General features: G+C 66.4%; 23 protein-coding genes and 1 pseudogene. 10 read left to right on the plus strand and 14 right to left on the minus strand.

Annotated elements, in window-relative coordinates:
• The first annotated feature begins 9 nt into the window (after positions 1-9).
• Entirely contained in the window at positions 10-474 is a 465-nt protein-coding gene (locus BM031_RS06570; RefSeq protein WP_091872723.1) for a hypothetical protein, read from the plus strand.
• 383 nt (positions 475-857) lie between these two features.
• Here BM031_RS06570 and BM031_RS06575 read toward each other — a convergent pair whose 3' ends face one another.
• Positions 858-1,124 carry a hypothetical protein gene (locus tag BM031_RS06575; protein ID WP_091872726.1) on the minus strand — a complete coding sequence of 89 codons (267 nt, stop codon included), beginning with the start codon at positions 1,122-1,124 and terminating at the stop codon, positions 858-860.
• 168 nt (positions 1,125-1,292) lie between these two features.
• Here BM031_RS06575 and BM031_RS06580 point away from each other — a divergent pair, with 168 nt between their 5' ends.
• Positions 1,293-1,541: a hypothetical protein gene (locus BM031_RS06580; RefSeq protein ID WP_091872729.1), complete on the plus strand. Its 249-nt coding sequence runs from the start codon at positions 1,293-1,295 to the stop codon at positions 1,539-1,541.
• 55 nt (positions 1,542-1,596) lie between these two features.
• Here the strand turns inward: BM031_RS06580 and BM031_RS06585 are convergent, their stop codons facing one another.
• On the minus strand, positions 1,597-2,133 hold the full coding sequence (locus BM031_RS06585) for a hypothetical protein (protein WP_143084517.1): 537 nt from the start codon (positions 2,131-2,133) through the stop codon (positions 1,597-1,599).
• Between the two features lie 129 nt (positions 2,134-2,262).
• On the opposite strand from BM031_RS06585, the gene BM031_RS06590 reads away from it, so the two are divergent.
• The 3 genes from BM031_RS06590 (at position 2,263) to BM031_RS06600 (ending at position 5,125) form a co-directional block, all read left to right on the plus strand.
• Positions 2,263-2,964 (plus strand): response regulator transcription factor, encoded by a 702-nt coding sequence (locus tag BM031_RS06590; RefSeq protein ID WP_091872734.1) that lies wholly within the window; start codon positions 2,263-2,265, stop codon positions 2,962-2,964.
• Positions 2,957-4,174, plus strand: coding sequence for a sensor histidine kinase (locus BM031_RS06595; RefSeq protein WP_091872738.1), 1,218 nt, complete (start codon positions 2,957-2,959; stop codon positions 4,172-4,174). The genes BM031_RS06590 and BM031_RS06595 overlap by 8 nt, the downstream gene beginning before the upstream one ends.
• Positions 4,175-4,249: 75 nt before the next feature.
• Positions 4,250-5,125: a CE1 family esterase gene (locus tag BM031_RS06600; protein ID WP_091872740.1), complete on the plus strand. Its 876-nt coding sequence runs from the start codon at positions 4,250-4,252 to the stop codon at positions 5,123-5,125.
• A 149-nt stretch (positions 5,126-5,274) separates the two neighbouring features.
• On the opposite strand, the gene BM031_RS06605 is transcribed toward BM031_RS06600, so the two are convergent.
• The gene (locus tag BM031_RS06605) at positions 5,275-7,137 is read right to left on the minus strand and encodes a glucokinase (protein WP_091872743.1); all 1,863 of its coding nucleotides are present in this window, start codon (positions 7,135-7,137) and stop codon (positions 5,275-5,277) included.
• Positions 7,137-8,780, minus strand: a complete 1,644-nt coding sequence (locus BM031_RS06610) for an alpha-glucosidase (RefSeq protein WP_091872746.1) — start codon at positions 8,778-8,780, stop codon at positions 7,137-7,139. The genes BM031_RS06605 and BM031_RS06610 overlap by 1 nt, the downstream gene beginning before the upstream one ends.
• A 261-nt stretch (positions 8,781-9,041) precedes the next feature.
• On the opposite strand from BM031_RS06610, the gene BM031_RS06615 reads away from it, so the two are divergent.
• Together BM031_RS06615 and BM031_RS06620 are read left to right on the plus strand one after the other, a co-directional pair.
• Complete coding sequence (locus BM031_RS06615) at positions 9,042-10,622, plus strand: POT-type proton-dependent oligopeptide transporter (protein WP_229408667.1); 1,581 nt, start codon at positions 9,042-9,044, stop codon at positions 10,620-10,622.
• Positions 10,623-10,628: 6 nt separating this feature from the next.
• Positions 10,629-13,340, plus strand: a complete 2,712-nt coding sequence (locus tag BM031_RS06620; protein ID WP_091872751.1) for an alpha-1,6-glucosidase domain-containing protein — start codon at positions 10,629-10,631, stop codon at positions 13,338-13,340.
• A gap of 2 nt (positions 13,341-13,342) precedes the next feature.
• On the opposite strand, the gene BM031_RS25460 is transcribed toward BM031_RS06620, so the two are convergent.
• Together BM031_RS25460 and BM031_RS06625 are read right to left on the minus strand one after the other, a co-directional pair.
• Positions 13,343-13,510: a YciI family protein gene (locus BM031_RS25460; RefSeq protein WP_177207671.1), complete on the minus strand. Its 168-nt coding sequence runs from the start codon at positions 13,508-13,510 to the stop codon at positions 13,343-13,345.
• Between the two features lie 156 nt (positions 13,511-13,666).
• Positions 13,667-15,376 (minus strand): serine hydrolase domain-containing protein, encoded by a 1,710-nt coding sequence (locus BM031_RS06625; protein WP_177207672.1) that lies wholly within the window; start codon positions 15,374-15,376, stop codon positions 13,667-13,669.
• Between the two features lie 236 nt (positions 15,377-15,612).
• On the opposite strand from BM031_RS06625, the pseudogene BM031_RS06630 reads away from it, so the two are divergent.
• Positions 15,613-16,116, plus strand: a pseudogene (locus BM031_RS06630) (exopolysaccharide biosynthesis protein); the annotation flags it as partial.
• Here the strand turns inward: BM031_RS06630 and BM031_RS06635 are convergent.
• A complete protein-coding gene (locus tag BM031_RS06635) occupies positions 16,087-17,130 on the minus strand; it encodes a LysR family transcriptional regulator (RefSeq protein WP_091872759.1) in 1,044 nt (347 codons plus the stop codon). The pseudogene BM031_RS06630 and the gene BM031_RS06635 sit on opposite strands and share 30 nt — an antisense overlap.
• A gap of 133 nt (positions 17,131-17,263) precedes the next feature.
• On the opposite strand from BM031_RS06635, the gene BM031_RS06640 reads away from it, so the two are divergent.
• Together BM031_RS06640 and BM031_RS06645 are read left to right on the plus strand one after the other, a co-directional pair.
• On the plus strand, positions 17,264-18,172 hold the full coding sequence (locus BM031_RS06640; protein WP_091872762.1) for an alpha/beta fold hydrolase: 909 nt from the start codon (positions 17,264-17,266) through the stop codon (positions 18,170-18,172).
• Positions 18,173-18,206: 34 nt separating this feature from the next.
• Positions 18,207-18,971 carry an SDR family oxidoreductase gene (locus tag BM031_RS06645; protein WP_091872765.1) on the plus strand — a complete coding sequence of 255 codons (765 nt, stop codon included), beginning with the start codon at positions 18,207-18,209 and terminating at the stop codon, positions 18,969-18,971.
• Between the two features lie 2 nt (positions 18,972-18,973).
• Here BM031_RS06645 and BM031_RS06650 read toward each other — a convergent pair whose 3' ends face one another.
• The 7 genes from BM031_RS06650 to BM031_RS06680 form a co-directional block, all read right to left on the minus strand.
• Positions 18,974-19,702 carry an ABC transporter ATP-binding protein gene (locus tag BM031_RS06650; protein WP_091872767.1) on the minus strand — a complete coding sequence of 243 codons (729 nt, stop codon included), beginning with the start codon at positions 19,700-19,702 and terminating at the stop codon, positions 18,974-18,976.
• A complete protein-coding gene (locus BM031_RS06655; protein WP_229408668.1) occupies positions 19,692-20,453 on the minus strand; it encodes an ABC transporter permease in 762 nt (253 codons plus the stop codon). Before BM031_RS06655 ends, BM031_RS06650 begins: the two co-directional genes overlap by 11 nt.
• Positions 20,454-20,873, minus strand: coding sequence for a cupredoxin domain-containing protein (locus tag BM031_RS06660; protein ID WP_091872770.1), 420 nt, complete (start codon positions 20,871-20,873; stop codon positions 20,454-20,456). It abuts the gene before it with no gap.
• Positions 20,874-21,449 (minus strand): SCO family protein, encoded by a 576-nt coding sequence (locus tag BM031_RS06665; protein WP_091872772.1) that lies wholly within the window; start codon positions 21,447-21,449, stop codon positions 20,874-20,876. It abuts the gene before it with no gap.
• Positions 21,446-22,462, minus strand: a complete 1,017-nt coding sequence (locus BM031_RS06670) for an ABC transporter substrate-binding protein (RefSeq protein WP_091872774.1) — start codon at positions 22,460-22,462, stop codon at positions 21,446-21,448. Before BM031_RS06670 ends, BM031_RS06665 begins: the two co-directional genes overlap by 4 nt.
• Before the next feature lie 55 nt (positions 22,463-22,517).
• Positions 22,518-24,374, minus strand: coding sequence for a glucokinase (locus BM031_RS06675; protein WP_091872777.1), 1,857 nt, complete (start codon positions 24,372-24,374; stop codon positions 22,518-22,520).
• Positions 24,375-24,497: 123 nt separating this feature from the next.
• Complete coding sequence (locus BM031_RS06680) at positions 24,498-26,177, minus strand: alpha-amylase family glycosyl hydrolase (RefSeq protein ID WP_091872780.1); 1,680 nt, start codon at positions 26,175-26,177, stop codon at positions 24,498-24,500.
• Positions 26,178-26,201 lie beyond the last annotated feature (24 nt).

Consider the following 26,201-nt stretch of genomic DNA (forward strand, 5'->3'; position numbering starts at 1 on the left):
AGGCACCCTATGTACACACGCGCTGCATTCCGTCCTTCCCTGCCGCTGCTGGCGCTGTTCCTGGCCGCGGCCCTCGCGCTCGGCGGCTGCAAGCGCGCCGAGCGCGAGCCCGCCAAGCCAGCGCCCGCCGCCGTCAAGGAAACGCCTGTGCGCACGAAAGAGCAGGCCATGACCGCCCTGCTCGCCGTGCCGGAACTGAAGGCGTGGTCCGAACAAATCGAGAAGCGCTCCAAGGGCAAGGCCCACGGCGCCGTCATCGAAGACGACCCCACCCCGCGCGACGTGAACGGCAAAAAATACTACCAGCTCACCTTCGTCGAAAACCGCGCCAACGACGTGCGCCGCCGCGAAAGCTTCCTGGTCGCCCAACAAGGCGACGAGATCCTGGTCGACGACACCGAAACCGACACCCTGATGTCCCTGCAAGAATGGCGCCGCAACATCCACCGCGTCGAACTGAAAAGCGCCGACTAAAACCAACTGCGCAACTTCGGGGTCAGGTCTGACATTTGGACACGAGCTCTGCTTTAATCAGGGGCCTTGCGAGCGAAATATCGTAACTTCGGGGTCAGGTCTGACATTTGGACACGAGCTCTGCTTTAATCACGGCCTTGCGAGCAAAAAAATTGCCATTGGCAGGGCCGGAACGTTCTGTACGGCCCGGATTTGAATGTACAGTTGAGGCCGTGTCCAAATGTCAGACCTGACCCCGAAGCGTGACCCCGAAGCGCGAAGCGCGTTGAGGCCGTGTCCAAATGTCAGACCTGACCCCGAAGCGCGAAGCGTTCAAGCTCCTGCAGTCGATTTACAAGCAGAAGTGATCGCAAGCCAGGCGGGAGCCCCCGCCCGGTCCTCGCTTAATGGCGGCCGCGCCTGCCGCCGCCGTGCGACCTGCCATGTCCCCATCCGTCACGGCGGTAATTCCCGTGCCGGCTGCCGCCGTAGTAGCCCAGCCCAAGATTGAGCTCGACGGGCGCGCCGTAGTAGGTCGAATAGCCGCCGCCCCCGTAATACGGATCGTTGCCGGCATAGGGCGGCCCGTACACGGCGCACCCTCCAAGCCCGGCAACGAGCAGCAGGCCCACCGCACCGCGCTTCAATAGACGTATGCCCTGGATGTTCATGTCGACCTCCGATCGATTAGCGTCAGTTCAGTCTAGGCCAGCGCTGACAAGAGGCAATCGAAGTTACGTTTGCTAACGCGAACCTGTCCCCAAGGCAAGATGGTTTTTCGTGCTTGAGGTGCACAAGCCGTAAAATACGCCTTTGATCCCACCGCACAGAACATTCTCATGGAAACCAAAGACCAGCGTTACCTCGTCCAGCAAAACAAGCGCGTCGACGACGGCAAGAAACCACCCGTCTTCGCCAAAGTCATGCGCAGCAAGGAAGGCAAGTTCGAGGGCGTCTCCTTCATCAAGAACAAGGAAAAGGCCACCGTCATGACGATCGCCGACGCCGAAGAAGTCATCGCCTGGGCCACGACGAAAAAGGGCAACGCCCACGAATACGACACCCGCATCATCTGCGTCGGCCAGTAAGCAATACGGCTTCGCTGTCACCGAAGCCGGATGCACCAACTGCCGGACGATCGGCCTATCCGCAGGTTTCGACGTAGGCCACGGCCGGCTGCAGCCCTGCACGCAGCTTGGTGACCTTGCCGCCGCTCTCCTCCAGGATGATCGCGGCGCGGCCGTCGGTGCTCGGGATAGTCAGGTAATGGCCATTCGTATCGTATTTATGCGGCGTGAGCTCGGCGCCCGGATGGCTTGCCCGCACCTGCGCCAGCGTGTCGCCCACGGAAACGCCGAGGGCATTCTGCACACCCGGTCCGGCATCGGCCCGCGTCACGACACCGCTTTCGACCATGAAGCGCAGCTTGTCGAACGCGGCAAAACGCACCATGCTGCAAGCCGGATCGAAGGGTTCCGGCAAGGCCGCCTTGCTTCCTAACGCCTTCTCCGCCTGCTCGAGCGTCATGCCGAAGCGGAGGGCGTCGATGCCTTCGGCGCTGAGCACAGTGGGTGCGGGCGCGGCCACCGGCGCCTTCGTGGCGACAGCGGCCGGGGGCGCCGTCTTTTCCGAACACGCGCTCACGAGCACGAACGTTCCAAGTAATAAAAGGTGTCGCATCCTGATCCTTTCACGTCAAGTCGTTGCCTCGACTATAGTGCGAATGCCGGAACATCGACGCACGGCGCAGTTCCACTCCACCTGAGCGCCGTCGTACAATCAGCCTCGTTCTTGTCGACGCCCCACTCCATGTCCCGACCACCCCTGTCCATCCTGCTCGTGGAAGACCACCCGACCATCGCGCGCCAGGTAGTAGCCTTCCTCGAGGGATTGAAGTGGCAGCTCGACCACGCCGCCACCGGCGCCCTTGCCATCGACCTGGCCACGCGCGAACCCTACGACGTGGTCCTGCTCGACCTGAACCTGCCCGACATGGACGGCCTGGCCGTGTGCCGCGCGATCAAGGCGCGTGCGCCGCGCAACGTGCCCGTCCTGATGCTGACCGCGCGCGACGCCTTCGAGGACAAGGCGCGCGGCTTCAGCGACGGCGCGGACGACTACCTCACCAAGCCCTTTGACCTGCGCGAACTCGCCCTGCGCTGCGAAGCCCTGGCGCGGCGCAGCCAGCTGCACCTCGAGCAGGAGTTGCGGGTCGGCGCCCTGACCCTGCTGCCGCGCGAGCTGCGCGCCCTGTACGACAACGCGCCGGTGGCGCTGACCCAGACCGGCTTTCGCATCCTGCTGATGCTGTGCACCGAATATCCGCACGCGGTCTCGCGCTCGGCGCTGCTGCAGCACGTGTGGGGCGCCAACCCACCCGACAGCGACGCCCTCAAATCGCACATCTACGCGCTGCGCAAGCAGCTGGACGGCGCCAGCGGCATGAAGATGGTCGCAACCATTCCGCAACTGGGCTACCGGCTGCAGCTGGAAGCGGTAGCCGATGTTTAAGTCGATCCGGCACGGCCTGTTCGCCGCCCTCGCCGGCTTCACGATCCTCATCTGCGTCTGCTATACGGGGCTGGCGGTCATCATTTCCTACGTCACCGAAGACATGCTGGTCGACCGCCTGCTGGAAAGCGAGGCAGCCGCCATCGGCGCCCACTACCGCGTGCATGACGCGGTGCGCCAGCCGGGCAATGACCTGGTCCGGGTGTACCGCAGCTTCGACGCGCTGCCCGAGGTGGTGCGGCAGCAGGCCAGCGCCGGCGCCAAGCGCGCCGAAGTATTCACCGGCACCGGCCAGCACTACCACCTGCGTTCGCTGGTGCTGGGAAGCGGCGACGCCTCGCAGCGCCTCTACCTGCTGGCCGACGTCGGCCCGCTGCTGGTGGTATCGAAACTGGTGCAGGACGTCGGCGGCGTCCTGCTGTTCGTGGCGTTCGGCCTGGTCGGCCTGGCGCTGCTGCTGGCCTGGCTGCTCTCGCGCAGGCTGGTGGAACCGCTGCAGCTGCTGGCGCACGAGGTGCGCAACCTGGAGCCGCATGGTCCCATCGAATTGAGCGCAAGGCAGCGGCCTGACGAAATCGGCTACCTTGCCGAGCGCCTCGGCGCCACCATCGCCGAGCTGCACACGGCGCTGCGGCGCGAGCACGCCTTCACGCGTGACGTCAGCCACGAACTGCGCACGCCGCTCACCGTCATGAACAACACGCTCACGCTGGCGCAATCGCAGCCGCTCGACCAGCAGGACGTGGCGCAGCTGCGGGAAGGCCTCGACGAGATCCGCAAGGTGATCGAGGTGCTGTTCGCGCTGGCGCGCTCCGAACACATCGGCCCCGAAGCATTCGACCTGCGCGGATGCATCGAGCACAGCCTGTTGAAGCTGGCCGAAGAAGGCAGCAGCAGATGCCTGGACATCGACCTGCCCGAGCGGCTGCAAGTCTGCGGCAACCGGCACCTGGCTACGCTCCTCATCAACAACTGCCTGGGCAACGCGCTGTTCCACGGCGGCCCCGGTGCGCGCCTCGCCATCCGTTTCGCTGACGGCAGGCTGGAGATCACCAACACGGTCGACGCTGCGCATCCCGGCCGGACCCAGGGCTTCCTGCACGGCCAGAACCTGCTCGGCCGCCTTGCCCAGGCCATGGACTGGCAACTGGCCTTCCATCCCGGGCCCACCGACTACCGCGTGACCATCACGCCGCGGCGCCCCAGCTAAAACCCGGCAGATTTCACTGCGATTTCACCGCCGGTTTCCTATCCTGCGTGCTCTCCCACTACGCAAGCACGCACCATGAAAATCCTGATTACCCTTCTCATCCTGGCCTGCACCTCCTTCCCCGCACTGGCGCAGGTGCAGTCACTCGTCCACAAGGAAGAAAAGCGCCGCTACCTCGTCTACACGCCGCCTGCCTACGCCAGCCAGCCGCAGAAGGCCTTCCCGCTCGTCTTCAACTTCCATGGCGGCGGCATGAGCATGGCCGAGCAGATGCTCTACACGCAGATGAACCGCGCGGCAGACCGCCATGGCTTCATCGTGGTCTACCCGCTCGGCATCAAGCAGGACTGGAACGTGGGCTTCGGCATGCCTTACCTCGAAGGCAGCGACGACATCGGCTATACCGAAGCGCTGCTCGCAAAGCTCAAGCTGGAGTACCGAATCGACAGCAGCCGCGTGTATGCGACGGGGCTGTCGCGCGGCGGCTTCTTCGCGCTGCGCATCGCGGCAGAACTGCCGCAGCTGTTCGCCGCCGTCGCCTCGGTCGGCGCACCGATGCCGGAGCCGGTGGTGCAGCATCACACAAAGCCGTCGAAGGTCGGCGTGCTGCTGGTGCACGGGACGGCGGACCAGGTCGTGGCCTACGGCGGCAAGCCGGCCGGCTACCTGTCGGCGCAAGACTCGTATGGCTATTGGCTCAAGCAGAACGGCATGGAGGCGGCTGGGTCCAGCGGCCGGGTCATCGATGCGGATCCGCTTGATGGCACCGACGTGATCTGGCGCGAACAGACGAACGGCGCCCGGAGCGTGGCGCTGGCCACGCTCCGGGAAGGCGGCCACGCCTGGCCCGGCGCCGATGGCTTCAACGTCGGCCTGCCGATCGGGAAGACGACGCGCGACATCGATGGCAATGAGGTGATCTGGCAATTCCTCGGCAAGCACCGCAGGTAAGCAGGCGAGCACGATTGAGCTGGCACAAACCAAAACGAGCCGCGTCTTCTATCTTGATAGAGCCGCTGGCCGCTGCCGGTAAGCGATCTTGCATCCATTGCCGTCCGCACCTTCTCCCTGGGCCAGCGGCTCCCCGCCCGCGTGCTTCCTCAGCTATCCAGGTGTGAAATCAGCAGCCTGCGCTCATCCGCGCCCTGCGCTTCGCCATGTTGGCCGTCCACCGAAATACCCACGGCCATGATGTCGATGAGCAGTAGTTGCAGGATGCGCGAGATCATCGACAAGAAGCTGGTGCTGTCTTCCGCATGGTCCACGGCCAGGCACACGCTGGCCTTGCGCGCCAGCGGCGACTGGCTGTTGCTGATGGCGATCACGTCGGCGCCGGCGGCGCGCGCGATGTCCACCGCTTCCAGCAGCTCGGCGATGCTGCCCGAATTCGATATCGCAATCACCACGTCGCCTGGCTGCAGCAGCTCGGCCGCCAGCTTGAACAGGTGCGAGTCGCCGTACAGCGAAGTCGGGATGCGGAAACGGAAGAACTTGTGCTGCCCGTCCAGCGCCACCGCGCGCGAATTCCCCATCGCGAAAAACTCGACGCGGCGCGCGCGGCTCACCAGCTCGATGGCGCGGTCGAGCGAGCGTACGTCGAGCTGGTCGCGGAAACGCAGGATCGCCGACACCGTATTGTCGATCACCTTGGCCGACAGGTCGTGGGTGGAGTCGCTGATGCGCACCTGGCTGTGCCGCACCGGGATCGATCCGGTCAGGCTGCTGGCGAACTTCAGCTTGAAATCGGCCAGGCCCTGGAAGCCGAGCGAACGGCAGAAGCGGATCACGGTCGGTTGGCTCACGTCGGCCAGGCGTGCGATCTCAGCGATCGGTTCGCTCAGCACCAGGCGCGGCTGCTCCAGCACCAGCGCCGCCACCCGCTGCTCGGCCGGCGTCAACTCGTGCCGCAACTGCTGGACCCGCTCCATCAGCGTATTGGCGCCGCTGCGCCCGCGCAGGTGCTCGGCCAGGATGGTCGCCACGCCGTGGAAGGCCGGGTTGGGCGTGGTGATGACGTAGGTCGGGATCTCGGCCAGGTAGCTGGAAAAGCGGCCCTTGGCTTCGAAGCGCGCGCGGAATGGCGAGCCGGCGAACCACTCGCCCATGCGCGGCACGATGCCGCCGCCAATAAAAATGCCGCCAAAGGCGCCCAGCGTCACCGCCAGGTTGGCCGCCGCGCCGCCCAGCATGCCGCAGAAGCATTCCAGCACTTCCAGGCACAGCGGATCCTGGGCATCCAGCGCGCTGGCAATGATATCCGCCGCCTTGCGCGCGGGCGCATCGACGCCGTTACGCTGGGCCAGTGCGCGGTAGATGATTTCCATGCCCGGCCCCGACACCAGGCGCTCGTTCGACACGTGCTGCCATTCGCGCCAGGCGTACTGCAGGATCGCGAACTCGCGCTCGTCGGCGGGAGCGAAATTGACGTGGCCGCCCTCGCTGCCCAGGGTCACGAAACCGTCGGCGGTCGGGATCACGCCCGAGACGCCCAGGCCCGTGCCCGGACCCAGCACGCCGACCACGGCGTTCGGCGCCGGCGCGCCCTGCCCCACCTGCATCAGGTCGGCCGCGGCAAAGCCGGGAATGGCCATCGCCAGCGCCGTGAAGTCGTTGACGATCAGGAGCGTGTTCAGGCCCAGCTCGCGGCGCACGGCGTCGGTGGAAAACTGCCAGTCGCGGTTGGTCATGCGGACGAAATCGCCGCTGATCGGGTTGGCCACCGCCAGCGCCGCATGGTGCAGGCGGATGCCGGCGTGGTCGTGCAGGTAGTAGCGCAGCAGCGGGACGATGCCCTCGAAGTCCTCGCACTTGAGCACCCGCACCGCGCTGAACACGCCGGGCGCGGTCTGCAGCGCGAAGCGCGCGTGGGTCGCGCCGATGTCCGCCAGCAGGCGCGGGCCGTCGGCGAAGGCCGCGCGCGGAGACTTGTCGGCCAGGCGGCTCGCGTCCTGCTGCTTGCCCATTATGCGGCGCTGCCGGCGACGCTGCCGAACCAGGCGCCGTAGGGCGGCAGGGTCACGCGGCCATTGGCGGCGCTGCCCGGCAGGCCTTGCGCATCGAGCGCGATCGCCTGCACCGCCTCGGGCCAGTCGAAGCTCACCGGCTCAGCGCCCAGGTTGAAGGCGGCCAGCACGCCATCCATGCCGTCCAGGTCGCGGCGCAGGGCCAGCACCGGTTCGGGCGCATCGAAGAAGGCGATCTCGCCGCGCGTCAGCTGCGGCATGCTGCGGCGCCAGGCGATGAAGCGGCGCGCGAAGTTCAGGGGCGAATCCGCATCCCGTTCCTGGCGGTCGACCGCGACGGCCGCATGCGGCGCGGCCACCGGCAGCCAGGGCTGGCCGCTGGTGAAGCCGGCATGCGGCTTCTGCGCTTCCCACGGCATCGGCGTACGGCAGCCGTCGCGGCCCTTGAACTCGGGCCAGAAGGTGATGCCATACGGGTCCTGCAGCAGCTCGAAGGGCACGTCGGCCTCTTCCAGCCCCAGTTCCTCGCCCTGGTACAGGCAAGGCGTGCCCTTGAGCGAGAGCTGCATCGCCAGCACCAGCTTGGCCAGGGCCGGCGTCGGCTTGCTGTCGCTCCAGCGCGTGGCCACGCGGATGGCGTCGTGGTTACTTACCGACCAGGAGGCCCAGCCATCCTTCACGCGCTCGTTAAATTCCTCGACCTGGGTGCGGATGTGCGCGGCCGTGTGCACCGGCGTGAGCAGGTTGAAGCTGTAGGCCATGTGCAGCTTGTCGCCGCCCTCGGTGTACTCGGCCATCTGCGCCAGGGCGTCGTCGGAACTGACTTCGCCGATCGAGACCGCGCCGAATTCATTGAGCTGCGCACGTACCCGCTGCAGGAAGGCGATGTTCTCCGGCTGCGTCTTGTCGTATTGGTGGGCCTGCATGCCATAGGGGTTGACGTCGGTGACGGTGGACGTGTCGCGCACCAGCGCCGGCGGGTTGCTGCGCAGCTGGCGGTCGTGGAAGTGGAACACGCAGGCATCCATGCGCACGCCATCCACGCCGCGCTCGAGCCAGAAGCGCTGGGCGTCGAGGTGGGCCTGCTGCACTTCCGGGTTGTGGAAGTTCAGCTGCGGCTGGCTTACCAGGAAGTTGTGCATGTAGTACTGCTTGCGGCGCGTGTCCCATTGCCACGCCGAGCCGCCGAACACCGACAGCCAGTTGTTGGGCGGGCAGCCGTCCGGCAGCGGGTCGGCCCACACATACCAGTCGGACTTCGGATTGTCGCGGCTCGTGCGGCTTTCCAGGAACCAGGGATGGTTGTCGGCGGTGTGCGACATCACCTGGTCGATCATGATCTTCAAGCCCAGGCTGTGGGCCTTGGCGACCAGCTGGTCGAAGTCCGCCAGGGTGCCGAACAGCGGGTCGACGTCGCAGTAGTCGGCGATGTCGTAGCCGAAGTCCTTCATGGGCGAGGTGAAGAACGGCGACAGCCAGACGATGTCCACGCCCAGCTGCGCGATGTAGTCGAGCCGCTCGGTAATGCCGGGCAGGTCGCCGACGCCGTCGCCGTTGGAGTCGAGGAAGCTGCGCGGATAGACCTGGTAGATGATGGCTTCCTGCCACCAGTTCGGGTTCGCGGTCGTCGGGTTCTGGGTCATGGCTCGTCCGTCGGTGTTTTGTGGAATTCTAGGCAATATACAGGATCTCGAAAAACTTGACAATTGACCTATCTGCGCCATAAAACTTTAATTATCCTTATAAATCATGAGCTTAGGATTTGATGATCGTTTCCAGTGCCGCGGAAAAAGTAGCTAAACTACGCGACGACGCCCACTGCCGCATTTCGCAACAATATTTTTATTGCAAAGTAACTCAGCCTCGGCATAGGATCGCGTCTGTTTCGATTTTCCGAGGAAGCCATGACTTCTGCAGCAACGAGCGACGTAAGCAAGGCCGGGCGCATGCCGCGCCAGATCCCCTACATCATTGCCAACGAAGGCTGCGAGCGTTTCAGCTTCTATGGGATGCGCAACATCCTGACGCCCTTCCTGATCTCGACCCTGCTGCTGTTCGTGGCCGAGTCCGAGCGCACCGGCGAAGCCAAGCACGTGTTCCACACCTTCATGATGGGCGTGTACTTCTTCCCGCTGCTGGGCGGCTGGCTGGCCGACCGCTACTACGGCAAGTACAACACCATCTTCTGGTTCAGCCTCATTTACTGCGCGGGCCACGCCTGCCTCGCCATCTTCGAACACAGCGTCAACGGCTTCTACTTCGGCCTGTTCCTGATCGCCTTCGGATCGGGCGGCATCAAGCCGCTGGTGGCCAGTTTTGTCGGCGACCAGTTCGACAAGACCAACAAGAGCCGTGCGAAGGTCGTCTTCGACGCCTTCTACTGGATCATCAATTTCGGCTCCTTCTTCGCCTCGCTCCTGATGCCGCTGCTCCTGCGCGACTACGGACCGTCGGTCGCTTTCGGCGTCCCGGGCATCCTGATGTTCATCGCCACCATGATCCTGTGGAGCGGCAAGAAGAAGTACGTGCACGTGCCGCCCGCGGCCAGCAATCCGCACTCCTTCCTGCACGTGGTGCGCACCGCCGTGCTGGCGCAGCGCCCGGGCGCGGGCCGTCCCGGCCTGGTGGTGGCCGCCATTGGCGTCATCGGCGCCGTCGTGTCGCTGGCGTTCACGCCGAGCATGGGCTTCGTCATCGCGGCCTGCCTGGCGCTGGTGTCCCTGATCGCTTTCGTCGGCACCGGCGCCTCGATGCAGCTCGACCGCGCCCGCGGCGTGCACCCGGACGACGCCGTGGACGGCGTGCGCGCCGTGCTGCGCATCCTGATCGTGTTCGCGCTGGTCACCCCGTTCTGGTCGCTGTTCGACCAGAAGGCCTCGACCTGGATCGTGCAGGCCAATACCATGTCCACCGACGTCAGCTTCCTCGGCTACAGCTTCAATGTGCTGCCGGCCCAGATGCAGGCGCTGAACCCGCTGCTGGTGATGCTGCTGATCCCCTTCAACAACCTGGTGCTGTTCCCGCTGCTGAACAAGATCGGCCTGGTGCCGACCGCCCTGCGCCGCATGACCGCCGGTATCGCCTTCTCGGCACTGGCCTGGATCGTGGTGGGCAACCTGCAGGTGCAGCTCGACGCGGGTGATGCGGTGTCGATCGCCTGGCAGATCCTGCCGTATGCGCTGCTGACGCTGGGCGAGGTGCTGGTCTCGGCCACCGGCCTCGAATTCGCCTACAGCCAGGCCCCGGCCTCGATGAAGGGCGTGATCATGGCGCTGTGGTACCTGGCGGTCACGGTCGGCAACCTGTGGGTGCTGATCGTGAACTCGGGCGTGAAGAACCCTGCGGTGATTGCGCAGATCGAAAGCTCGGGGGTGGGGGTGATGGCCTTCCAGATGTACTTCTTTGCAGGCTTCGCGATGCTGGCGGCGCTGGCGTTCGGGCTGTATGCCCGCCGTTACAAGATGGTCGACAACTACCGCGGCTGATTCACCATGACCCGACTTCGCATTGTCGCCCTCGCGGCGACCGCCCTTGCCACGTCCGCGCACGCCGCGGTTCCCCTTGCCAGCTGCGACAGCCCGTCCTTCCAGCAGGTGCTCGATGCGTCGAGCGCCACGCTGGACGCGCGCGCCGTCTGGCTCGACGGCCGCACCGTGCAATGGCCCGGCGCCGAGGCCGGCGGCACGTTCCGCCTGTATTACTCGGCCACTGCGGGCATCGTCGCACAAGCCGGCGCCAAGGTAACAGGCGCCGACGGCGCATTGCCGCTCGACGCCTTCACCGGCCGGCTGCCGGAGCGCTTCAAGTACGTCGCCGCCGGCCCGGCGTTCGCGCTCCGCAGCGCAGACCTGCCGCGCATGAACGACCTGCACCGCGGCCAGCTGGTGCTGGTGCAGGAAGCGCTTGACGGCACCGTGCTCGCGGCGACCCGCATCCAGGTGGCAGGCGCGCTGGACGACCTGTACGCGCCCGCCGGCGAGCTCCCCGACCTGGGCGCCACGCCACGGAAAGGCCGCACGGCTTTCCGCCTGTGGGCGCCGACCGCGCGCCATGTCGCCGTGTGCACCTATGACAGCGCCACAGGACGCGCCAGCGCCGTGCACGACATGGCCTTCGACGCACGCACCGGCGCGTGGAGTGCGCAGGTTGCGCGCGACCTCTCCGGCAGCTACTACAAGTACGCCGTGGACGTGGCCGTCGACGGCATGGGCCTGGTGCGCAACCTCGTCACCGACCCATATTCCGTCAGCCTCACCACCGACTCGAAGCGCAGCTACATCGCCGACCTGGACTCGGCCAGGCTCAAGCCGAAGGGCTGGGACGCCACGCGCGCGCCGAACACGGTCAAGGCGCAGACCGACATGGTGATCTACGAGCTGCACGTGCGCGATTTTTCCATCAACGACCCGAGCGTGCCGGCGTCCAAGCGCGGCAAGTACGCCGCTTTCGGCGAGACCGGCTCGAACGGCATGCGCCACCTGAAAGCATTGGCCAAGGTCGGCCTGACCGACATCCACCTGCTGCCGGTGTATGACCTGGGCAGCGTGCCGGAACAGGACTGCGCAGTCCCGGCGCCCTCCGGCACGCCGGACGGCGAGAGCCAGCAGGCGCTGACCCGCAAGACCGCGGAAACCGATTGCTTCAACTGGGGCTACGACCCCTACCACTACAATGCCCCGGAGGGCAGCTACGCCAGCGACCCGTCCGACGGCGCGCGCCGCGTCATCGAATTACGCCAGATGGTGATGGACTTGCACAAGGCCGGCCTGCGGGTGGGCGTGGACGTGGTCTACAACCATACCTTCATCGCCGGCCAGAACGAGAAGTCGGTGCTCGACCGCGTGGTGCCGGGCTACTACCACCGCCTCAACGCCGTGGGCGGTATCGAGCGTTCCACCTGCTGCGACAACACTGCCACCGAGAACCGCATGATGGCCAAGCTGATGATCGACTCGGCGGAACTCTGGACGCGCCACTACAAGCTCGACTCCTTCCGCTTCGACCTGATGGGCCACCAGCCGCGCGATGCCATGGAGCGCTTGCAGAAGCGCGTGGACAAGGCCGCCGGCCGCCATGTGCAGCTGATCGGCGAAGGCTGGAATTTCGGCGAAGTGGCGGATGGCGCACGCTTCGTGCAGGCCTCGCAGCTATCGCTGAACGGTTCCGGCATCGGCAGCTTCAGCGACCGCGCGCGCGACGCCGTACGCGGCGGTTCGGCCGGCGACTCGGGCGAAGCGATGGTCCGCCGCCAGGGCTATATCAATGGCCTGGTGTACGACCCCAACGCGCTGGGCGGCGGGCACAAGGCCACCGACCTGCTGCAGGCGGCCGACATGATCCGCGTTGGCCTGGCCGGCTCGGTGCGCCGCTATCGGCTGCAGACCTTCGACGGCAACACCCGCAAGCTGGAAGACATCGCCTACGGCAACCAGCCGGCCGGCTACGCAAGCCAGCCGGGCGAAGTGGTGAACTACGTCGAGAACCACGACAACCAGACCCTGTTCGACATCAACGTACTCAAGCTGCCGCTGGCGACGAGTACCGCAGACCGCGCGCGGGTGCAGGTGCTGGGCATGGCGATCAACGCCTTCAGCCAGGGCGTGGCCTACTACCACGCCGGCATCGACACGCTGCGCTCCAAGTCGCTGGACAAGAACAGCTTCAATTCGGGCGACTGGTTCAACCGCATCGACTGGCGCTACCAGGACAACTACTTCGGCACCGGCCTGCCGCAAAGCGACGACAACGGCAAGGACTGGCCGCTGCTCAAACCCTACCTGGCGCAGGCCGAAGCGATCAAGCCGCGCCCCGCCGATATCGCCTTTGCGCGCGACGCCTTCCGCGACCTGCTGGCGATCCGCGCCAGCTCGACGCTGCTGCGCATGCGCACCACGGACGACATCGTGCAGCGCCTGCGCTTCTTCAACACCGGACCGCAGCAGGAAGCCACCGTGCTGGCCGCGTGGCTCGATGGGCGCAACTATGCCGGCGCGCAGTATGCCGGCATCGGCTACCTAGTGAACGTGGACAAGGTGGAGAAGCGGATCACGGACGCGGCGCTGCGCGGCAAGGCCTTGCGCCTGCACCCGGTGCACACGGCGCCCGGTGCGGCCGACAAGCGCGCCGCGCAAGCGCTGTTCGACAGCGCCACCGGCAGCTTTACCGTGCCGGCGCGCACCGCCGTGGTGTTCGTCGAACAGTAAGGCTAGGGCGCCGCGTCGCGCAGGCGGGCGATCTCCACCGCCCCCTTCTCGTCGAAGATCGGGCAGGCCTCGGCCAGCTTCACCGCCTCGTTGAAGTCGGCGGCTGCGATGATGGAGTAGCCCGACAGCGACGCGCTGCTCAGCTTCGGCCCGAGCAGGCGGCTCGGCACCTCGACGCTGTCGTGCGCCAGGCTGCCCCGGTCGACCAGCGCGGAACCCAGCCCGGTGAACCATGACGCCCAGCGTTCAGGGTTTTCGCCGATTTTTGCTCTGTACAGCCGAGCTTGTGTCCGATTGTCAGACCTGACCCCGAAGGTGCGAAGGTGCTAGGCCCACAGCCGGAGCGGCAGCAGCCCCCAGGCGGCCAGCACGGCCGCCAGTTGCAGCACCGCCACCAAGGCCGCCAACACAGCCTTGTCCAGCTTTCTCCGTCTCCACATCTCTCCCATCCCCACCAGCATCGCCAGCGGCAGCGCCCCCGTCACGGTGGCGAGCAGGCCGCTTGCCATCGTCAGGTCGCCCAACTGGAGGAAGGATTGCGTGTAGAAAAAGGGAAGCGGGAGCAGCAGGGCCAGCACGCCGGCGAACGGCGCCAGCAATGGATCATGGAGTGGCATGCTGCGCCTGGCCACCCTGACAGTTGCGCTGACCAGGATGAACGCCAGTCCCAGCATGCCCGCGGCCATGCTGGTCCACAGTGGCAACAGGCGCATGAGCGGCACCTGCGCGTAGCTCTGGGTCCCGGTGCTGATGATGCGCTCGCCTTGCGCCGAAATGAGCAGCACGTGCGACGGCATTAGTTTGCCCGGAGCACGGAATAGTCCCTTCCCCGCGTGGTCCAGCGCCACCGCCGCCGACTGGAATGGCGCGAAACGCAGTTGCGCCCCATCACTGCGCACGTGCACTGCGTTGAACACGGTATCGACGAAGCGCATGCTGTCGAAACGGTTAGGCGAAGGAATATAGAAGCCCTCCCAGCCGCGGGAATCGAAACGCGGCGCCGGGCTTGCCGGCGGCGCCGGGCCCGCGCGTCCCAACGCCTGGACCAGTGCGGCATCGAAGCGGTGGTAGTCGGCGGTCTCGCTATCGGCATTGATGGCGATGAAAAATGCCTGCTGCGTCTGCGGGAACAGGCACAGCGTCGCCCGGAAGCCGATCGTGTTTCCGCTGTGGCACTTGGCAAGCGCACCGTGGCGGTCGACCTTGCGCAGGCCGAGGCCATAGCCGACCGAGAGGCCCGCGCGCGCCGCTTCGGTTCCCTTCGGCTCGCCCATGCGGTGCAGCAGCACAGCATCGATAAATGGTTTTCCGCCAATGCTGCCGTCGCTCATGAGAAAACGCGCGAAGCGGCCCATGTCGGCGGCGGTCGTGGTGAACTGCCCCGCGGGGCGGACCCAGGACGGGACTGCGGGATGCGTTTCACCGTGCTCGACATGTCCCATCGCCAGGCGCGGGTCGCTGTCTTGCGACACGAAGGCGAAGCTGCTGTCGTGCATGCCTAGCGGCGCCAGCAGCGCGGCGTCGAAGTAGCGCTCGTAAGCTTGCTCCACCACCGCTTCCACCACCATGGCGAGCAGCGTGTATCCCATGTTGGAATATGAAAAGCGCGTGCCCGGCCGGTGGCGCAGGCGCAGCAAGCCGCTTTCCGGCGGGAAGGCTGCGGCCAGCGGCCCATCCGCACGCGGCCTCAAGCTGAAGACCTGCCAGAAGCGCGCATCGTCCAGGCCAGACGTGTGATCGAGCAAATGCCGGACACGCAGTGGATCGGTGTTCTCCCACGGATTGTCGAACGCCACCCCGGGCAGCAGCGCGGCCACTCGCGCATCCAGCGACAGGCGCCGCTCGCTGACCAGGCGCAACACCCCGGTTGCCAGCACCGCCTTGGCGACGGACCCGACCTGCACGCGTGCATCCGCCCGCATCGGCTCGCCGCTACGCGCATCGCTGACGCCGGCCGCGCCCTGCGCGTCGAGCGTGGTCCATACGGCGCCGTCAAGTCCTTGCTGCTGCAGCAGGGCGGCGATGCGTGGCGCCACGTTCGCCCCAGCCGCGTGCAATTGCACGGAAAGAAGCAGGATTCCCAACAACATGGTCAATGGTCTCAATCTGGCTACCCGAATAAGTGGTCGAGCACGCAGGATAGGAAACCCGTGGTGAAATCCCGGTGAAATCCGGTGGATTTGCCACAATCAAAGGAGAATCTTCACTGCGGCAAATGTCCCAGTAGCGGCTTGGTTATACTGTCGCCTGCCGCCACTAGAAAAGACGCCTGATGCACGCTGAACCAATTTCCCGCAGGATCCGTTCCCTGGTCCGCTCACTGCCCCGCACCGGTATCACACTCAGTGAGCTGATCCACCGCGTCGGCAACGACGGCCTGCTGATCCTGACCGCCCTGCTCACCCTGGTGTTCCTGCTCCCGGTGTCGATCCCGGGCGTAAGCACCGTGTTTGGCGCCGCCATTCTGCTGATCGGCATGAGCCGCCTGTTCCGGCGCGAATTGTGGATTCCGGCGAAGCTGAAACACCGGATGATCGGGACCAGGAAATTGCGCCCGGTACTGCGCAAGGCCTTGCCCTGGCTGCAGAAGCTCGAGCGCGTGAGCCGTCCCAACCGTATCCAGTGGATGGTGGCGGAGGGCCCGGTCGAACGCCTGAACAACCTGTCGATCGTGCTGGGCGCCGTGCTGCTGATGATGCCCTTCGGCCTGATCCCGTTCAGCAACACCTTCCCGGCGGTGGCCTTGCTATTCCTTGCGATCGGGCTGCTGCAGCGCGACGGTGTCTGCGTGCTGCTGGGCTATATCAGCAACCTCGCCACCATCATCTATTTCGCCGCGCTCATCGGTGGTGGCGGCCTGGCCGTACGCGAAGCGCTCAATCGCCTGGCCGCCTGAGTCCCAGCTGGGCGGGTTGCCGAATGCTGCCCTGAGCCAGGCTGCCAGCGCGCGCAGCTTGGTGGAAGGATTGCGGCCATCCGGGTGGGCGATGTAGATATATTCCTGCTCGGCGTCGATACCGATATCGATCACGCGCAGCGTCCCCTCCGCCAGCGCCCCGCTGACAATGAAGAGCGGCAGCAGGCTGACCCCCAGCCCTGCGATCGCCGCGTCGCGCATCATGTCGCCGTTGTTCAGGGCAGCCGCCAGCCGCCCCTGGACAATGCGGACATGGTCCTGCTGGCGAAAGCGCCAGTCGTCGCTCCCCCGGTTGGTATAGAAGATGCCGCGGTGCCCTTCCAGCTCGGCGGGCGTCGTGGGCACGCCATGGCGTTCGAGGTAGGCGGGAGCCGCGACCAGCACCCGGCGGCTGGCCGCCAGTGGCCAGGCGGTCAGGTAGGTGTCGCTCATCGGCCCGTGGCGGATGATGGCGTCGAAGCCATCCGAGCTGGCGTCCACCCTGCGGTCGTTCAGGTCGAGCGTAAGCTGGATGTCCGGATGCCGGGCCAGGAAGGCGTACAGCGCCGGGCCGAGATGCATGCGGCCGAAGGTGACCGGCGCCGAGATGCGCAGCGGCCCGCTGAGGGAGCCATGGCGCTCGGCCAGGTCCGATGCGGCTTCCTGCACTTCGCGCACGATGCGCCGGGCGCGCTCGAGAAAGGCGGCGCCGTCTTCGGTCACGCTGACCTTGCGGGTGGAACGCTGCAGCAGCCGGGTGCCGAGCGAGCGCTCGAGTTCCACCAGGCGGTCGCTCACGACTGAGCGCGCCACGCGCAGCCTGCGCGCCGCTTCGGTCAGCGAGCCGCATTCGGCCACACTCACAAAGGTGGCAATCCCCTCGAGTTTCATCATTGTTCGGCGTTCCCGGAAAGCTGGTGCGGGAATTGGTGGCTACTCCGCCCAAACATACTAAACCATACTGGATTGACTCCCAAGGGCAATGCGAAGGCCGACCGGCCTTCCCCTTTCGGGCGAGGAATCCATCATGTTCAAGTTCATCTCGGGTGCGGCGCTTGCCATGGCCCTTGCGCTGCCCGCTGCTGCGGAAGTCCAGCCCTTCCCCTCGTCGTTCCAGGCAAAACAGGTCCAGGCCGAAGGCGCGACGCTCCATGTCATGGTCGGCGGCAAAGGCCCTGCGGTGGTGCTCCTGCACGGCTTCGGCGATACCGGCGCCATGTGGTCTCCGCTTGCCGCCCGGCTGGCGGCGAAGCACACCGTGGTCGTTCCCGACCTGCGCGGCATGGGGCTGTCGTCCCATCCCGACGGCGGCTACGACAAATGGACCCAGGCCGGCGACATCCGCACTGTCCTGACCCGGCTGGGCATCGACCGGGCGGCGATCGTCGGCCATGACATCGGCACCATGGTCGCATTCGCCTATGCGGCCCGCTACCCTGAAAAAACCGAGCGCCTGGTGGTGATGGATGCCCCGGTGCCGGGCGTCGGGCCCTGGGACGAGCTTGTGCGCAATCCGCTGCTGTGGCACTTCTCCTTCGGCGGGCCGGATGCCGAGCGCCTGGTGGCCGGACGCGAGCGCATCTACCTCGACCGCTTCTGGAACGAGTTCGCGGGCGACCCGGCGAAGGTGGACGAGGCCACGCGCGCCTACTACGCCGCCCTCTACGCCCGTCCCGGCGCCATGCGTTCGGCCTTCGCCCAGTTCCGCAATTTTCCGAAAGACGGCGAGGACAACCGCAAGGCCCTCTCCGGCCGCAAGCTCGGCATGCCGGTCCTGGCCATCGGCGGCGCCAAGTCCTTCGGCGCGACCCAGGCGGCCGTCATGCGGCACGCCGCCGGAGACGTCACCGAAGTCGTCATTCCGGACGCCGGCCACTGGCTGATGGAAGAGGCGCCCGCCGCCACCATCGCCGCCGTCCAGCAATTCATCGATTGATCCGCTTGCTTACTCACTTTTCAAAGGAATCACCATGAACCGTTTGACCAACAAAGTCGCCCTCATCACGGGCGCCAGCGCCGGCATCGGCCGCGCCACCGCCATCCTGTTCGCCGCCGAAGGAGCAAAGCTCGTGGTCGGCGCCCGCCGCAAGGAAGAGCTGGACGCGCTGGTGGCCGAGATCGAAGCTGGCGGCGGCCAGGCCGTCGGCCTCGCAGGCGACGTGCGCTCGGAAGACTATGCGCGGGCCCTGGTGGCGCTGGCCGTCAGTACCTACGACCGGCTCGATATCGCCTTCAACAATGCCGGCGTGCTGGGGGAAGGCGGACCTTCCACCGGGGTGTCGGAAGCCGGCTGGAACGACGCGCTGGCGATCAACCTCACGGGCTCCTTCCTGGGCGCCAAACACCAGATCGCCCAGATGCTCAAGCATGGCGGCGGCTCGCTGATCTTCACCTCGACCTTTGTCGGCCATACCGCCGCCTTCCCGGGCGTGGCCGCCTATGCTGCCAGCAAATCGGGGCTGATCGGACTGACGCAGGCACTGGCCACCGAGTTCGGGCCGGACAATATCCGCGTCAACGCCATCCTGCCCGGCGCCGTCGATACCGCGATGTACCGCGAGATGAACGATACGCCCGACAAGACGGCCTATATCACCGGGCTGCACGCCCTGAAACGGGTGGGCTCGCCCGAAGAGGTGGCGCGCTCGGTGCTCTACCTGGCCTCGGACGATGCGAGTTTCGTGACCGGCACCGCGTCGCTGGTCGATGGCGGGGTGTCGATCGCGCGACCCTGACCCTACAGCCCGAGCTGCCCCAGGATCGCATCCTTGATTTCCTGCAGCGCCGGCTGCGACACCTTGCGCGGATGCGGCTGCGCGATCGCGAACACCGACTGGATCGTGGTCGGGCGCGGCGACAGCACCACCACGCGGTCGGCCAGGTAGATCGCCTCTTCCACGTCGTGGGTGATCAGGATGACCGTGTGGCGCTCTTCGCGCAGGATGCGCAGCAGCTCGTTGCGCATCTTCAGGGCCGTGAGCGCATCCAGCGCCGAAAATGGCTCGTCCATGAACAGGATGTCGGGCTTCACCGCCAGCGCCCGCGCGATCTCCACGCGCTTGAGCATGCCGCCCGAGAGCTCGTGCGGGTAGGCCTTCTCGAAGCCCTTCAGGCCCACCACGTCGGCGTAGTGGTCGGCGCTCGCCTCTTTCGCCGCCTGGTCCTTGCCCGACAGGCCGAACATCAGGTTTTCCTGCACCGTCAGCCACGGGAACACGGAGCCATGCTGCGAGATGACGATGGCATTGGGCGTGGGCCGCGTCACCGCCTGGCCGTCGATCGCGACCGACCCGCTGTCCGGATGCTCGAAGCCGGCCAGCAGTTTCATGAGGGTCGACTTGCCGCAGCCGGAGGGGCCGACGATGGCCACGAATTCGCCCGGCGCCACGGCCAGGTCGATGCCGTCGACCACCGGCAGGGAGCGGAACTGCTTGCGTACGCCGCTGACAAGAATCTTAGCGTCCATAACGCCACCTCACCTGTTTGAGTCCTTCAAGACGGCGCATCAGCGCATCGATGCCCAGGCCGATCAGCCCGATGATGATCATCGCCGCCACCACCAGGTCGTAGCGGTTGCCCGCATTACGCGAATCCATGATCAGGTAGCCCAGCCCCGAGCGCAGCGCGATCATCTCGGCCGCGACCACCACCAGCCAGGCCACCCCAAGGCCGATGCGCATGCCGGTCAGGACCTCGGGCAGCACGGCCGGCACGATCACCTGGCGGAACAGGCGCGCGCGCGAGACGCCGAAGTTCTCGGCGGCGCGCAGGTAGCGCGCATCGATGGTGTGCACGCCGGCGGCGGTCTGCACGATCATCGGGAACACCGAGGCCAGGAAAATCAGGAAGATCGGCGACATGTCGCCCACGCCGAACCACAGGATCGCGATCGGGATCCAGGCGATCGGCGAGATCGGGCGCAGGATCTGGAATACCGGGTTCAGGGTGCGGTAGGCGGCGTCGACGCGGCCCATCCACAGGCCGAGCGGCACCGCGCACAGCAGCGCGAGCAGGAAGCCGGTGGCCACGCGCCCCAGCGAAGCGGCGATGTGTTCCCACAGCGTGCCGTCGTCGACCAGCTCCATGGTGCCGGTCACCACCTGCAGCGGTGTCGGGAAGATCACGCTCTCGGTCTGCACCACGACGATCCACCAGATCGCGACGATGGCCGTGAGCACCAGCAGCGGGGGCCAGATCCTGTTCAGTCTATCCATCATTTATGCGTTGTCCTTCATTAGGGAGTGGAAGCGCCAGCGCAGGCGCGCCAGGCCCGCGCCGGGCGCTTCCTCGACCAGCACCGTCATCTTGCCGCTGGCGTGGGCGGTGCAGTCGAAAGGATGTTCGCCGGCTTGCGCGAACGGCAGGCGGAAGTCCTGGCCCGGCATGATCAGGACGGGGCCGAACATCTGCGGCACCGTGTCGCTGTTGCGCAGCAGGAGCACGTCGCGCACGCCCAGCGTCAGGGTGACCTGTTCGGGCAGGATGGCGGCCTGGTCGCCCTTCATGCGGCGCTCCCAGGTGCCCTTGGGAATTTCGAACAGCTGGTCGCGCGAGGCCGCCTGCAGCGGCGCAAAGGCCGCCCAGGCGAGCGCTGCAAGCAGTGCCAGCACTGCACCGATACCGATGCGTTTTCCCATCTACTCGGCCGCCAGCACGTTCACGTCGTGCACGATGTCGTCGGCCGGCCGGCCGAACGGCAGCAGCGCGCGCAGCATGCCCTTCTTGTCGATGAAGTAGAGGTAGGATGAGTGCCCCACCTGGTATTCAAGCTTGCTGTCGCCCATTGGGTGCCTGGTGGCCGTGATGCCGTAATCCTTGCGGATCGCCGCCATCTGTTCTAGCGTGCCGGTGATGCCGATAAAACGTTTGTCGAACTGCGCCAGGTAGGTTTTCAGGCGCGCCGGGGTGTCGCGTTCCGGGTCGACCGAAATGAACAGCACCTGCATCCGCTCCGCGTGCGGGCCCAGCTTCTGCTGCGCCTGCGCCAGCGCCGCCAGGGTGGCCGGGCACACGGCGGCGCAATGGGTGAAGCCGAATTCCACCACCACCACCCGGCCGCGCAGCGCGGACAGGCGGAAGTCGCTGCCATCGGCTGCCTTCAGGGCGATCTCGGGCGCGGCCCGCGCCGGCGAGAACACGCCGGACTTCAGCACCGGCGCGGCCTGCGCCGTGGCGCCGCACAGCAGCAGCGCGGCCAGCCATGCGCGCTTCACAGCGCCACCTTGACGGGCCGGATATTCTTGACAAAACTCTCGTCCACGTACTGCTCGTAGGCCACCGGGCGCTTGAGCGTGCCCGCTTCGATCGACAGTTTCATCAGCTCGTCGAATTCCGGACGCAGCATGCGCAGGTCGCCGTAGGTCACGCGGTCGGCCGGGTTCTCCATGACGAACTTGATGATGTTCGGGTCCTGGTTGAAGAACTTGCGGTTGGAGGCAATCGTTGCCGCCTTGCTGCGGTTGGCGGGCGCGGCGTCGAGCCAGGTGCCGGCGGCCTGCACGTAGTTCACCAGTTCCTGCACCAGCGGGCGGTTGGTCTTGATCAGTTCTTCGCGCACCGTCAGCACGCAGCAGATGTAGTTGCGCCACTCGGTGCGCGTCATCGACAGCGGACGCGCATAGCCGGCGCGCTGGGCGGCGGCGCCGAAGGGCTCGCCGGTGCAGTAGCCATCGACGGCCTTGGCGTACAGCGCGGCCGGCATGTCGGGCGGCGCCATCTCGATGATCTGCAGGTCTTTCGGCGACATGCCTTCGCGCGCCAGCATCTTGCGCAGGAACAGGAAGTCGACCGCGAAGCGGCTCGGGATGGCGATGCGCTTGCCGCGCAGGTCGGCGAATTTCTTGTACGGCGAATCAAGGCGCACCATGATCACCGCGCCCGAGCGGTGCCCGAGCGAGACGATCTTGAGCGGGATGCGCTTGTCGGTCAGGTCCATCACCAGGGGCGCGAGCATGTAGGCGGCCTGGATGCGGCCGGTCATGAGCGACTCCTTGATCTCCGGCCACCCGGAATACTTGCTGTACTCGAAGGCGGTGAAGGGCGCGTCGGGCTTGCCGTCGGCCGCAGCCTTGGCCTTGCAGGCGATCGGCAGGGTCAGGTTGCAGGTGACGGGCAGGCCGCCCACCACCAGCGGCGCCGGCGCGGCGCGGGCCGTGCCAATGCCTGCCAGCGGCAGGGCCAGTGCGCCGCCAATCAGCTGGCGGCGGCGCGTAGAATGCTCATGCATGGAAACGCTTCCAAATTCGTGGTTCGGGCCATTCTAGCACCCGGATAAAAAGCAATTACATATCCAGGTGCGAGATCAGCAGCCGGCGCTCGGCATCGCCCTCGCCGCCCGCCTCGCCTTGCGTGCCGAGCGAGATCCCGACCGACATGATGTCGATCAGGAGCAGCTGCAGGATGCGCGAGATCATCGACAGGAAGGTGGTGCTGTCTTCGCTGTGGTCGACCGCCAGGCAGACGGTGGATTTCTTGGCCAGCGCCGACTTGCTGCTGGTGATGGCGATGACGTCGGCCCCCACGCTGCGCGCCGTGTCGACCGCCGCCAGCAGTTCCGGCAGCTGGCCGCCGGTGGAAATGGCGATCACCACGTCGCCCGGCCCCAGCAGGCCGGCGGCCAGCGTGAACAGGTGCGAGTCGCCATACAACGCGGCCGGGATGCGGAAACGGAAGAACTTGTGCTGCCCGTCCAGCGCCACCGCACGGGCATTGCCCATCGCGTAGAACTCGACCCGGCGCGCGCGCCGCAGCAGTTCGATGGCGCGGTCGATCGCGTGCACGTCCAGCTGGTCGCGGAACTTCAGGATCGCCGATACGGTATTGTCGATCACTTTGGCCGACAGGTCGTGCGTCGAGTCGCTCATGCGCACCTGGCTGTGGCGCACGGGAATCGTGCCGGTGAGGCTGCCGGCGAACTTGAGCTTGAACTCGGCCAGGCCCTGGAAGCCGAGCGAGCGGCAGAAGCGGATCACGGTCGGCTGGCTGACGTCGGCCAGGCGCGCGATCTCGGCGATCGGCTCGCCCAGCACCTTGCGCGGATGCTCGAGCACCAGCGCGGCGACGCGCTGCTCGGCCGGCGAGAGTTCGTGGCGCAGCTGCTGCACGCGGTCCATCAGCGTGTTGGCGCCGGTACGCCCGCGCAGGTGCTCGGACAGGATGCGCGAGACGCCATGCAGGGCCGGGTTGGGCGTCATGATGACGTAGGTCGGGATCTGCGCGATGTAGTCGGTGAAGCGGCCCTTGGCTTCGAAGCGGCTGCGGAAGGGCGAGCGGGCGAACCACTCGGCGATGCGCGGCACGATGCCGCCGCCGATGAAGATGCCGCCAAAGGCGCCCAGGGTCACCGCCAGGTTGGCGGCCGCGCCGCCCAGCATGCCGGCGAAGACTTCCAGGGTTTCGAGGCACAGCGCGTCGTTGTCGTCGAGCGCGCCGCTGACGATGTCGGCGGTGCTGCGCGCCGGCGCGGCGGCGCCGTTGCGGCGCGCCAGCGCGCGGTACATCAGTTCGATGCCGGGACCGGAAATGAGGCGCTCGTTGGACACGTGCGGCCACTCTTCCCACGCGTATTGCAGGATCGCGAACTCGCGTTCGTCGGCTGGGGCGAAGTTGACGTGGCCCCCTTCGCTGCCGAGGGTGACGAAACCGTCGATGGTCGGGATCACGCCCGACACGCCCAGGCCCGTGCCCGGTCCCAGCACGCCGGCCACCGCGTGGCTTTGCGGCGCGCCGCCGCCGACCTGCAGCAGGTCCTGCGGCTTGAAGCCCGGCAGCGCCATCGCCAGCGCCGTGAAGTCGTTCACGATCAGCAGCGTCGACAGGCCCAGTGCGCGGCGCACCTCGTCGGTCGAGAACTGCCAGTCGCGGTTGGTCATGCGGATGGTGTCGCCGCTGATCGGGTTGGCCAGTGCGAAGGCCGCGTGGTTGATGCGCACGCCGCCGATCTGCGCCAGGTAGGCGTGCAGCAGCGGCACGATGCCGGTGTAGTCGTCGCACAGCAGCACCGCGACCTGGCGCAGCACGCCGGGCGCGGTCTCGAGGCCGAAGCGCGCATGCGTAGCACCGATGTCGGCCAGCAGGCGGGGACCGTCGGCGAAGGCGGCGCGGGAAGGTTTCAGTTCGTTGTCGGGTTCAACTGTCATTGCGATCGATTCTGGGGCGCGAGGCTGGTTGCGAATCGCCTTAGGATACCATTGATCGAATGGCAAAAAAATGCCTCATCAATCGGGTTTCGTTCGGCGAGTTCTTCGCTCGAATCGAGAACCTCAGTCCAGCGCGATCAGCGCCACCGGCGCTGCCGCCCCGAACTGCACCTTGCCCCCGGCCACGATCGCCGACTGCCCCGAATACCAGTCGCGTACCGTCTGGCCGTCGTTGAACACGCCGGCCACCGACACCGGCACCGCCTTGTCCTTCGGCAGGTCAAGCGCGACCACGACGCGGTCGCTCACGCCATCCTGTTGCCAGGTGCGCTTGAAGGTGTAGGGGCTGTGCGCCAGCATCTGGTGCACGCCCGCGCCTACCGCCGGGTGGGCGGCGCGGAAGCGGCCCAGTTTCGCCCAGTGCTCGCGTACGTCGGCCACGCGGTGCTGGCCACGCTGGGTATTGGCCGCCAGCTCGTCCCAGTTCATGAACGAGCGCAGGGTGGCGTCGCCCACGGCGCCGTCGATCTTGAGCAGGCGCGCGGTCTCGTCGCCGTAGTAGATCTGGGCGGCGCCCGGCGCCAGCAGCAGCTTGTTGGCCGATTCCAGCGGGCGCTGGCGCAGCGGGTCGAACGGGCCGCCGTCGTCGTGCGAGCTGATGTAGTTCAGGACCGAATAGCCTTTCATGGGGCCGTGCAGCGCCTTCGAATAATCGGAGAACAGCTTCTCATAGCCCTGGGCGGCATCGGACTTCATGCTGAAGTTGATCATGCTGTCGAAGCCATTGGCCAGATAGTCGATCTTTTCGCCGCCGCCCATGTCGTAGCTGCGGCCGTGGTTGATCGAATAGCCGTACACTTCCGAGGTCATGAAGAACGGCAGGTCGCCCACGCGCTTGCCCGGATTGGCGCGCTTCCACTCTTCATAGGCGAGGCTGGCTTCCTGCTTGAGTTCCTTCCACACCCCGGGTTCGGTGTGCTTGACGGTGTCGGCGCGGAAGCCGTCCACCCCGTACTTGCGGATCCAGTCGGTGTTCCACTTGATGAGGTAGTAGCGCGGCGCGCGCGGGTAGCCGGTGCGCTTGAAGAAGGCGTCCAGCTCCTTCACTTCGCGCTCGTAGCGCCCTTCCTTCTTCCATTTCGCCACCAGCAGCGGCGGCAGCGCGACCGCCTTGTCGCTGCCGGTGAGGAAGTCGGGCAGGTTATCCACCAGGGTGCAGTCCATCGTCGTGGGCGCGTCCTTGAAGGTGCATTTCGGGCCGGTGCGCACCCAGTCCTTCGGCCAGGCCGGATCCTGTTTGGTCACGGGGCCCGTGTGGTTCATCACCACGTCGAAGATCACGCGGATGCCGTTGGCGTGCGCGGTGTCGACGAACGTGCGGAAGTCCTGTTCGGTGCCCAGATTGGCGTCGACCGCCGTGAAGTCCTTGGCCCAGTAGCCGTGGAAACCGTAGCTGTTGCCGGTGCCCTCGTCGGTGGAGGCGTGGATCTGCTCGGTCGGTGGCGTGAGCCAGATGGCGGTCACGCCCAGGTCCTTGAAGTAGCCTTCGCGGATCTTGGCCGTGATGCCGGCCAGGTCGCCGCCCATGAAGCCGCGCAGCTTTGCCGCGTCCAGCTTGCGGCCGTAGGCCAGGTCGTTCGTCTTGTCGCCGTTGTTGAAGCGGTCCGTCAGCAGGAAGTAGACGGTGGCGTTCTCCCAGACGAAGGGCTTGCCGGCGCTCTGGCCTGGCTTGGTCTGGGCGCTGCTGTCGGCGCAGGCGCCGAAGGCGAGCAGCATGGCGGCGGCAAGGACGGGAAGTTTCATGCAGGTTCCTGTGGTGGGTGGTGG

Origin of the sequence: Massilia yuzhufengensis, assembly GCF_900112225.1 — a bacterium.
Classification (GTDB): Bacteria; Pseudomonadota; Gammaproteobacteria; order Burkholderiales; family Burkholderiaceae_D; genus Telluria; species Telluria yuzhufengensis.

What these genes read in the sequence shown, in the direction of transcription:
- BM031_RS06570 (WP_091872723.1), top strand. Translation starts at nt 10, where the DNA reads ATGTACACACGCGCTGCATTCCGTCCTTCCCTGCCGCTGCTGGCGCTG.
- BM031_RS06575 (WP_091872726.1), bottom strand. Translation starts at nt 1,124, where the DNA reads ATGAACATCCAGGGCATACGTCTATTGAAGCGCGGTGCGGTGGGCCTG.
- BM031_RS06580 (WP_091872729.1), top strand. Translation starts at nt 1,293, where the DNA reads ATGGAAACCAAAGACCAGCGTTACCTCGTCCAGCAAAACAAGCGCGTC.
- BM031_RS06585 (WP_143084517.1), bottom strand. Translation starts at nt 2,133, where the DNA reads ATGCGACACCTTTTATTACTTGGAACGTTCGTGCTCGTGAGCGCGTGT.
- BM031_RS06590 (WP_091872734.1), top strand. Translation starts at nt 2,263, where the DNA reads ATGTCCCGACCACCCCTGTCCATCCTGCTCGTGGAAGACCACCCGACC.
- BM031_RS06595 (WP_091872738.1), top strand. Translation starts at nt 2,957, where the DNA reads ATGTTTAAGTCGATCCGGCACGGCCTGTTCGCCGCCCTCGCCGGCTTC.
- BM031_RS06600 (WP_091872740.1), top strand. Translation starts at nt 4,250, where the DNA reads ATGAAAATCCTGATTACCCTTCTCATCCTGGCCTGCACCTCCTTCCCC.
- BM031_RS06605 (WP_091872743.1), bottom strand. Translation starts at nt 7,137, where the DNA reads ATGGGCAAGCAGCAGGACGCGAGCCGCCTGGCCGACAAGTCTCCGCGC.
- BM031_RS06610 (WP_091872746.1), bottom strand. Translation starts at nt 8,780, where the DNA reads ATGACCCAGAACCCGACGACCGCGAACCCGAACTGGTGGCAGGAAGCC.
- BM031_RS06615 (WP_229408667.1), top strand. Translation starts at nt 9,042, where the DNA reads ATGACTTCTGCAGCAACGAGCGACGTAAGCAAGGCCGGGCGCATGCCG.
- BM031_RS06620 (WP_091872751.1), top strand. Translation starts at nt 10,629, where the DNA reads ATGACCCGACTTCGCATTGTCGCCCTCGCGGCGACCGCCCTTGCCACG.
- BM031_RS06635 (WP_091872759.1), bottom strand. Translation starts at nt 17,130, where the DNA reads ATGATGAAACTCGAGGGGATTGCCACCTTTGTGAGTGTGGCCGAATGC.
- BM031_RS06640 (WP_091872762.1), top strand. Translation starts at nt 17,264, where the DNA reads ATGTTCAAGTTCATCTCGGGTGCGGCGCTTGCCATGGCCCTTGCGCTG.
- BM031_RS06645 (WP_091872765.1), top strand. Translation starts at nt 18,207, where the DNA reads ATGAACCGTTTGACCAACAAAGTCGCCCTCATCACGGGCGCCAGCGCC.
- BM031_RS06650 (WP_091872767.1), bottom strand. Translation starts at nt 19,702, where the DNA reads ATGGACGCTAAGATTCTTGTCAGCGGCGTACGCAAGCAGTTCCGCTCC.
- BM031_RS06655 (WP_229408668.1), bottom strand. Translation starts at nt 20,453, where the DNA reads ATGATGGATAGACTGAACAGGATCTGGCCCCCGCTGCTGGTGCTCACG.
- BM031_RS06660 (WP_091872770.1), bottom strand. Translation starts at nt 20,873, where the DNA reads ATGGGAAAACGCATCGGTATCGGTGCAGTGCTGGCACTGCTTGCAGCG.
- BM031_RS06670 (WP_091872774.1), bottom strand. Translation starts at nt 22,462, where the DNA reads ATGCATGAGCATTCTACGCGCCGCCGCCAGCTGATTGGCGGCGCACTG.
- BM031_RS06675 (WP_091872777.1), bottom strand. Translation starts at nt 24,374, where the DNA reads ATGACAGTTGAACCCGACAACGAACTGAAACCTTCCCGCGCCGCCTTC.
- BM031_RS06680 (WP_091872780.1), bottom strand. Translation starts at nt 26,177, where the DNA reads ATGAAACTTCCCGTCCTTGCCGCCGCCATGCTGCTCGCCTTCGGCGCC.